The 8,305-nt window shown below is 70.7% G+C and carries 7 protein-coding genes and 1 pseudogene; 7 read left to right on the top strand and 1 reads right to left on the bottom strand.

Annotated features, from left to right (window positions below):
- Positions 1 to 1,554: 1,554 nt before the first annotated feature.
- Positions 1,555 to 2,094, bottom strand: a complete 540-nt coding sequence (locus tag GAS53_RS54070) for a hypothetical protein (RefSeq protein ID WP_225859715.1) — start codon at positions 2,092 to 2,094, stop codon at positions 1,555 to 1,557.
- A 165-nt stretch (positions 2,095 to 2,259) separates the two neighbouring features.
- Here GAS53_RS54070 and GAS53_RS54065 point away from each other — a divergent pair.
- The 7 genes and pseudogenes from GAS53_RS54065 (at position 2,260) to GAS53_RS54035 (ending at position 8,179) form a co-directional block, all read left to right on the top strand.
- Positions 2,260 to 3,586, top strand: a pseudogene (locus GAS53_RS54065) (transcriptional regulator).
- A 49-nt stretch (positions 3,587 to 3,635) separates the two neighbouring features.
- On the top strand, positions 3,636 to 4,169 hold the full coding sequence (locus GAS53_RS54060; protein WP_151485181.1) for an NUDIX domain-containing protein: 534 nt from the start codon (positions 3,636 to 3,638) through the stop codon (positions 4,167 to 4,169).
- Between the two features lie 394 nt (positions 4,170 to 4,563).
- Positions 4,564 to 5,133 (top strand): hypothetical protein, encoded by a 570-nt coding sequence (locus GAS53_RS54055; protein WP_151485180.1) that lies wholly within the window; start codon positions 4,564 to 4,566, stop codon positions 5,131 to 5,133.
- On the top strand, positions 5,133 to 5,393 hold the full coding sequence (locus GAS53_RS54050) for a hypothetical protein (protein WP_151485179.1): 261 nt from the start codon (positions 5,133 to 5,135) through the stop codon (positions 5,391 to 5,393). Before GAS53_RS54055 ends, GAS53_RS54050 begins: the two co-directional genes overlap by 1 nt.
- A gap of 19 nt (positions 5,394 to 5,412) precedes the next feature.
- Positions 5,413 to 7,461 carry a cell division protein FtsK gene (locus GAS53_RS54045; RefSeq protein ID WP_151485178.1) on the top strand — a complete coding sequence of 683 codons (2,049 nt, stop codon included), beginning with the start codon at positions 5,413 to 5,415 and terminating at the stop codon, positions 7,459 to 7,461.
- A 146-nt stretch (positions 7,462 to 7,607) separates the two neighbouring features.
- The gene (locus GAS53_RS54040; protein ID WP_151485177.1) at positions 7,608 to 7,856 is read left to right on the top strand and encodes a hypothetical protein; all 249 of its coding nucleotides are present in this window, start codon (positions 7,608 to 7,610) and stop codon (positions 7,854 to 7,856) included.
- Entirely contained in the window at positions 7,853 to 8,179 is a 327-nt protein-coding gene (locus GAS53_RS54035; RefSeq protein ID WP_151485176.1) for a DUF6257 family protein, read from the top strand. The genes GAS53_RS54040 and GAS53_RS54035 overlap by 4 nt, the downstream gene beginning before the upstream one ends.
- The last annotated feature ends 126 nt before the right edge of the window (positions 8,180 to 8,305 follow it).

Below are 8,305 nucleotides of genomic sequence, written 5' to 3'. Positions count from 1 at the left end.
CTCGCCGGGGCGCTGGTGGAGCTGGCCGGGGCGGGTGCTCCGGCGGCCGCGCTGGCGGCGGGCGGTGACGTGGCACGCCGGGTACGGCATCGATCTTATGGACTGGCCACAGATGCCTGCATCCGGCCGGAGCTGCGATCGGGACCAGGTTAGAGGGCGGTCGGCCGCCGTCTCGCACGCGGGCTGTGAGAAATGTGTGAGACGGCGGCCCCTCCCGGAGACACGAAGGGACCCCGCCGCGGGAGGCCTCTCGCGGCGGGGCGCTCGGGGTACAGCAGGCCCGCAGGGAAGCACCGGGCCGGTGTGATGCCGGGCCTGCAACCGCCCCGTCGGCTGGGCGCGAGAGAACTCGCCGACGGGGCGTGATGGGCGGCGGTCCGCCGCAGGGTGGCGCATTCGCGGCGGACCGTTGACCGCCTCCCCCTGCTACGGAACATGGCGCCGCCGCCTGGTGATCGGCAGGGTGCGCGGCCCGACGCGTACGGGTGGCAGATTCACACGGGGCACGAAGAGGCCCCGCCCATCCGCCACGGGGGAAGCGGACGAGCGGGGCCGGTTCAGGGCCGTTCAGCCGGTCTGGTGCTCGTGGCTTGGCGGCCGTCGCGGCGGCGGGCTGCCGGGCGGATCAGGGCCGGGCGTCGGCGGCGTCGCGTCTACCCTCATGGGTGTGTTCCCTTCCTTTCCTGGAGTCGGGAGCTGGGCGTCTCGACCACTTGACCTTTGCGAGAGTGAGAGTGGTCGGGGCGTCATTCCGTGTGTGACGGCCGCTGCGTTCGGCTCTCACCCGCGGGGGCGCAGGCGGGGCAGACGTCCACACCAGCCAGCAGGGGGATCATCTGCTGGTCACGGTGCACCCGGCAGTACCTTCGGCCCCGTACCTGGTCGATCTGCCGTTCATCCTCGGCCAGTTGCCTCGGGGTCATGGGTCCGTATCCGTCAGCGGCCATGGACGCTCCTAGTCGTTCTCGTCCGGGGTGGGCGGGTCATCGTCGGGCTTCGGCACGGGCGGCCAGGTCCTGACGACTCCGAGGTTGCTGCGCATGGCACCTCCCCTCTGCGCATCTGCCGACTTCGGTCAAAGCCGGTCATCGGACTTGCAACCCGCCCCAGGCTCGACCTGTCCAGGGTGGGGACCTGGGGCGGGAGTCTTGTCGACCCGCCCCGCCAGTGGTTTCCGGGCCACCGACGGGACGGGCATCTGTGAGTGCGGCCCTGACGGCCGCCATGGGATCGGTGCGAGACGTCGCTACCTAGGGCCGGGGGCGGCGTTCAGCTCTCTCCTCGAGGGGCACGGGCCGATGTGGGCGAAGCCGGGCATGCTGGGTCCGGAGGCAGTCGGCCACTGCCGTGGTTCGTAGATCTCGCTGGCGCGGATCGCATGACCGCACCTTCCGCAGAACTTCGCCATCGGCCGAATCGCCTGGTTCCAGGCGGCCCTCCGCAGCTGACCGTTCGGGCACGGGACGGTCCCCGATCGGCACACCGCGCACTCCCCAAAGTGGTGCAGCAGCCCCGCATAGGTCTCGGCGACACGATCGACCAGGCCCGGCGTGCTCACTCGAACATCTCCGCTGGGTACTGGGGGATCCCCTCGAGCACAAGCCGCGCCACGTCGCGCGGATCGCACAGTTCACCGGGTGAGGCCATCGGCACCGACCAGTACGAGCGCCATCCGCGCGCGTCGAGTTCCACCTGGTCCAGCCGCGGCACCCCCAAGTAGGTGCCGCGCCCCAGGCAGTCAGCGCCCGGGATGCTCGAGTGCTGCGTGCTGGCGGGCACGAGCGCGTAGTACCGGCATCCCGTGGGATCGCGGATGACGGGGCCGCCACTCAGGCAGTCGGCGAGGAAGGCGTCCACGGCGGACGACTCCCCCGAGCCCGCGGCCGAGTGCACCACGTCGTTGGGGATACGTACGGCCGAGAACAGCGTGCCGAGCGGCAGCACCACGATGCCGCTGGGTTTGCTCCACGCCTCACGGGCGGGGCCGGGCGTGGGGTGGGCGGACAGCAGCCAGTGGCCGGCCGCCAGCTCCCGGTCCGCTCTGAGGTGTACCAGCGCCTGGGGCTGCTCGGCGGGGCTGTGTGCGTCACTCACGGCAATGCCTGCCTCCGGGTAGCGGGGTGTCCATGAAGTTATGCTGTCGGTCCAGGTCAGCCCGGCGGGAGTGTGTGCAGAGGGTGCTCCGTATTGGAGGTTTCACACACTGTGTGATCCGGGTGTGGCTACGCTCCACACATTGAGTGATACGGAGCGCACACCATGGAGCCGAACACCCTCCTCGACGAGGCAGGCATGTCCCGCGTCGGGCTCGCCGCCCGCGTCAACGACGCCGCCCGGGCCCGCGGCAAGACGGCGCGGTACGACCACAGCTCGGTGATCCGGTGGCTGAAGGGGCAGCGCCCGCGCGGCATCGTCCCGGATCTGATCGGCGAAATTCTGGCGGCACGCCTCGGCCGCCCGCTCACCCTCGAGGAGATCGGCATGGGCAAGACCGGTGCCCCCCCAGCCCACGTCCACGCCGCTCGCCGGTGCCATCGACCGTTTCACCGCGCTGTGGCGCGGCGACCTCCAGCAGCGCCCAGACCTCCAGGCGGCGCCCGTCATCACCGGACTGCCCGCTGTCGGCCCCGTCTGGGAGTGGGAGAACCCGCCCGATGACACGGACGTCTCGCGTGACGGCACCCTGCGGGTAGGACTGTCCGACGTTGCCGTGCTCCGCAGCGCCCGCTCCCACTATGAGCAGATGTACCGCACGGCTGGCGGAGTCACGACGCGCGGCAGGGTCCTGCAGTTCCTCAACGTCGAGACGGCGCCGCTGCTGCGCGGCGCGTATACGGACGCCACCGGACGCGAGCTGCATCGCGCTGTCGGCGGCCTCGTCGCCGTCGCGGGTATCTGCTCGTACGACTCCGACGCTCAGGGGCTCGCGCAGCGCTACTTCAACCAGGCGCTGCGCCTGGCCAAGGCCTCCGGAGACCGGGCCTTCGGCGGTTACGTGATCGCGCTGCTCGTCAATCAGGCGCTGTACATGCGCGAGTACCGGCAGGCCGTGGCATTCGCCGAGGCCGGGCTGCGTACGGCTGGGCATGCGATCACGCCCGCGCTCGCCTGTGACCTGCACGCCATGCAGGCCAAGGCCTTCTCTCGCATGGGCGATCAGGCGGGCGCCCACCGTGCAATGACAGCCGCCGAGATCGCGGCCGGGCAGATCCGTCGCGACGAGGAACCGGCGGAGACCGGATACGTGCAGCCCGGCCTGCTCGAAGCGAACCTCGCGGACGCGCTGATGAGACTCGGCGACATGGCCCCGGCCACGACCTACGCCGCCGAGGCGGTCGCGACCCAGACGCACGCCCGCGGCCGCGTGCACCGACTCGCCACACTCTCCGACTGCCAGCTGCGCGCCGGCGACGCCGAGCAAGCTGCTGTCACAGCCACCGATGTGTTGGACACCATGCAGGGTATGGAGTCGCAGCGGCTGCGCGACCGGCTCGTGAAGCTGCGCGGGAGCATGTCCAGTCTCCACAGCAGTGCGACGTCTGAGGTTGTCGACCGGATCGACGACACCCTGCGCATTCCCCTGTAGCGGGCCGCGTGTGCTGGGATGGACGAGTACCCGACGAGAGGTCTTGAGCGTGTCTGTGTGGCGGAACCTCGGCGAGCGCACCGTGTACGAGAACCGATGGGTCAAGGTGAACATGGCCGACGTGGAGCTGCCCGACGGCCGGCACCTCGACCACACCGTCATCCGCCTCCGTCCCGTCGCGGTGGCCACCGTCATCAACGAAGCGAACGAGGTGCTGTTGCTGTGGCGGCACCGGTTCATCACCGACAGCTGGGGATGGGAGCTGCCCTCCGGCGGGACCGGTGAGGGCGAGGATCCCGCGGCTGCCGCGGCGCGGGAGTTCGAGGAGGAGACGGGGTGGCGGCCGGGGCCGATGCGGCCGCTGCTCGCCGTGGACCCGATGCCGGGGATCTCAACGTCGCACCATGAGGTGTTCTGGTCGGACCGGGCTGAGCACGTGGGGGAACCCGAGGACGGGTTCGAGTCGGCGCGGCGGGAGTGGGTGCCGCTGGAGAAGGTGCCGGAGCTGGTGGCCCGTGGTGAAATCCGGTCGGCGAACGCGGTCGCCGCGCTGCTGATGCTGCACCATCTACGGCTGGGCTGATCGTCGTGCGTTCATGCTCATGTCCACGAACCCCCCGCGCCCTGGTTCCGTGGTAGCCACGTCCCGGTCTGCGGGCACGCGAATATGCCCCCGCCGCCCGAAGGCGGCGGGGGCGCGCGGGGGCTCGGATGTGCATTTCTGCGTACCGCCGCGCCTCGCTCCTCCCGGCGGCCAGGGGCTACAACGGGAGCCAGCCTGGGGGACAAGTAATGCCGAGAGGGCGGCGCCGGAACCGTGGGTGTCCGCCGCAGGACGCGGCTCCGGCGACTGAGGGGCCTGAGTCACATCTCCCCGGATCGTGTGGGATGGGGATGGGGGGCAGACGGCTGCCCGTGACGTCACGCCGGCGCATTCATTTGCGCCTTCACTTCGGAGCGTAGATTCCTTCCCGACGGTGGCCCTGCTCGCGGTCTCGGAGATGTCGTGGGCGGGCCCGCGTGCGGCCAAGCGTGCCGAGTTCGGGGAGCGCCCGTTCCGGCTGCCGACGCTGGGCGGCTGGGCGTGGACGCTGGCGCCGAGCCGGGCCGGACGTACGGTCAAGGCCCGCGCCGTCGACCACATCGAGCAGGCCCGCCGCGTGCTGTCCTCGGCGGACGTTGCGGCGATCCGCGCGACCGGTGATGCGCACCCTGATATGCCTCCGGCCGAACTCGCTGTCCTGCTCGCCATGTACGGGGTAACGGTGGACACCACCCAGGTCGCCACGGTGCTCGCCGCCCGCCCCGCCCAGGTCACCGTGGACCGTCCTGATGCGCCTGATATGCACAAGGTCAGGGAACTACCGCCGGTCACGATGGCCGCGGCCGTGGTGGAGGCCGCATCAGCCCTCGGCCCGGACGCCGACGCCCGCGCGATCGCCGACCGGATCCTCGAGGACCGGCGCCTCGTGGTGGACCTGCCGTACGTGCGCACCGTGCTGCACCGGGCCAAGAAGCAGCGGGAGATGGAAGGCGGATACGCCTGATGCGCCTGCCCGAGCACCGCCACGGCGAGGACTGCGGCTGCTACTTCCAGCCGCAGCAGCCCCCGTGCCACGGCCACCACCCGCCCGCGCCGCGCCCGTCCGGCAGTGCGGGCAAATGGATCGGCGGTGCCCTCGTCGCCTGCGTCCTCCTGCTCACCGTCGCCGTCTCCGCGGTGGCCGTGGCCGTGGCCGCCGTGTCCGTGGCGCTCTGCGCCCTCGTCATCCGCTGGATCATCGCCGACATCCGGCGGAACCGCTGACCACCCAGGAAGCCAGAGCATGACCGAGACGATCCACCGCCCGCCCCAGGACGCGCCCCCGATTCCGGAAGCGGTTTCCCCCGCCGAGGACGCCGTCGCGGCTGTCGAGGACACCGCCGCCCCGCCGGTCCCCGTCGACAATCCCAAGCTGCCCGCACCCGGCATCACCGACTACCAGAAGCGGCCGGTCATCGCGTCGTGGATGACCACCCGGCGGGACTTCCTCGCCACCGCGCGGCTCGCCTCCGGGCGGGTGGCGTATGCGTCGTTCTACCACGGGCTGCGCACCCCCTGGTACACCACGCAGCTCACCGCGATGGCCCCGCGCGGCGCCTGCCGGTTCATCGCGTCCACGAACCGGTGGGTGTGGGACCGCGAGGCCGCCCCGCTGCGCGACTACGCCGTCCGTACGGAGGACGTCGACGAGTACCTGCGCCTGGCCCGCCTGCGCGCCGGGCGCGTGCGCCTGCGCCTGTTCGTGACCGTCGCCGCCGCCGTGTTCGGCCTCGGCTTCGCCCTGTGGCTGTACGTCATGGCCCCCGCGTTCCTGTACGCGTTCGCGGCCGGGGGCGTGCTGATACTCGGCTTCCTCGGCCAGCAGCCCGACGCCCCCGTCATCGGCCCCGCGGTGCTGAAGACCGAGGTACAGAAGCTCACCGGGTCCATCGTGCTGCGCGGCCTGGACTCCATCGGCAACGCGAAGATCTCTGCCGCCATCAAGAAGGGCGGTGACATGGACGGCATGCACTTCACCGCCGAGATCGCCCGCTCCGGCCCCGGCTACGAGGCCCACCTCGACCTGCCCTACGGAGTGGTGCCCGAGGACGTCATGGACAAGCGGGAGGCCCTCGCCTCCGGCCTGCGCCGCAAGCTGGGCTGCGTGTGGCCGTCCGGCGACCCCGACGAGCACCAGGGCCGCCTCGTGCTGTATGTCGGCGACCGGCCGATGAACGAGGAGAAGAAGCCGCCGTGGCCGCTGCTGAAGTCCGGCCAGGTCGACCTGTTCCAGCCCGTCGTGTTCGGCAACGACCAGCGCATGCGCTGGGTCACGGTCACCCTGATGTTCGCCAGCGTGGTGATCGGATCGATCCCGCGCATGGGCAAGACGTTCCTGCTGCGGCTCTTCCTGCTGATCGCCGCCCTCGACTCTCGCTCCGAGCTCCACGCGTTCGAGTTCAAGGGCACCGGCGACTTCGGCGCACTGGAGCCGGTGTGCCACCGCTACCGGTCCGGCGAGGAGGACGAGGACATCGAGTACGTCCTCGCCGCCCTGCGGGAGCTGAAGGAGGAGCTGCGCCGCCGCGCCAAGGTGATCAAGGCGCTGCCGCGGTCGATCTGCCCCGAGTCGGCTCTGGACGAATGCCAGAAGGCGTTCGAGCACCCCAAGTACGGCGCCGAGATCGAAGAGATCTGCACGGACATCGCCAAGCGCGGCCCCGCCCTCGGCATCATCGGCATGTTCGCCACCCAGCGCCCCGACGCCAAGTCGCTGCCCCCGGGCATCTCCGCCAACGCCGTGCTCAGGTTCTGCCTGAAGGTCATGGGCTGGCAGGCCAACGACATGGTGCTGGGCGACGGCATGTACAAGGCCGGCGTTCGCGCCACCATGTTCTCCCGCTCCGACCTGGGCATTTGCTGGATGGCGGGCGAGGGTGACGACCCGAGGATCGTGTCCGGCGCATTCATCGACGCCACTGGGGCCGAGCAGGTCGTCGCGCGGGCCCGGACCATGCGCGAGGACTACGGCAACATCACCGGCCACGCCATCGGTCAGGGTCCCGAAGACGTCACCCCGGAGTACGACCTGCTCGTCGACGTCCTCCAGGTCGTGCCCGCCGACGAAGAGCGCGTGTGGAACGAGCGCGTCGCCGCCCGCCTGAACCTGCACCGGCCGGAGGTGTACGGCGGCTGGAGGGGCGAGACGGTCACGATCACTCTCAAGCCGCTCGGCGTCACCACCAAGGACGTCGCGGGCATCACCGACGACGGCAAGCGCACCACGCGGCGCGGCATCGAGCGCGCCGACATCGTCAAGGTGGTAGCAGCGCGTAACGGGCACGGGAGGTAGCACCCGACCGCTCCGGTAGCACCCCCAGGTGCTACCGGTAGCACCTCCGCTAGCACTCCATAGCCGCTATGACCAGCTATGCAGCGGATAGCAGTCAGGTCCCAGAGAGACGGGAAACACTCAGAATCTATGGAGAAGGAATCCCCATGCTCCTTGCTACCGCAGCCTTGATCCTCTGGCTGATCGGCTACGTAGCGTTGTTCCTGGTCCAGCCGTTCGCCCGCTGCCGCAGGTGCGCGGGCACCGGCGAGAGAGTGCGCGGCCGGTCGGTCAGGACGTGCCCGCGCTGCTGCGGCGACCGCTACCGGCTCCGTCTCGGCCGCCGCCTCCACAACGCCTGGCGCCGCACCTACGAGGCCGGCACCCGCCAACCCACCCGAAGGAGAACCCCGTGACGACGACCGGCGAGAAGATCCGCATCGGCTGGCTCGTCGCCAAGGCCTTCAAGCAGTCCCTGGCCGGTGACCGCGACGTCGACACCATCGACGACCGCGTGAATGCCGACATGGACCGCGTCACTGGCCGGGCCAAGCAGCGCCGGGAGCGCAACGCCCGCGCCGCGTTCCGCCAGCTGGAGGCCGCCGAGGACGAACTCGCCGACGCCGAGGCCGCCCTGCGTGCGGCACGCGGCCCGGGGAAGGCCGCCGCCCGCCGGGCCCGCAACAACGCCAAGCAGCGGCGCAACCGTGCCGAGGTCGCCGCTCGCAAGTACCGGTGACGGGCCGCCACATCCCGCGAGAGGATGACCCGCTGACCGCCTAGTGTCCTGCGCCAGTAGTTGATCGTTAGTAGTTGCGTGACTTCTGCTGCTGGTGCGTCAGTTCCTCGTCGGGGCCCGAAGCTT

Source organism: Streptomyces albicerus (assembly GCF_008905045.1).
In the GTDB taxonomy this organism is placed as follows: Bacteria; Actinomycetota; Actinomycetes; order Streptomycetales; family Streptomycetaceae; genus Streptomyces; species Streptomyces albicerus.
Note: the sequence above shows the minus strand (reverse complement) of the source record. Positions and strands in the feature narration are given on the sequence as shown.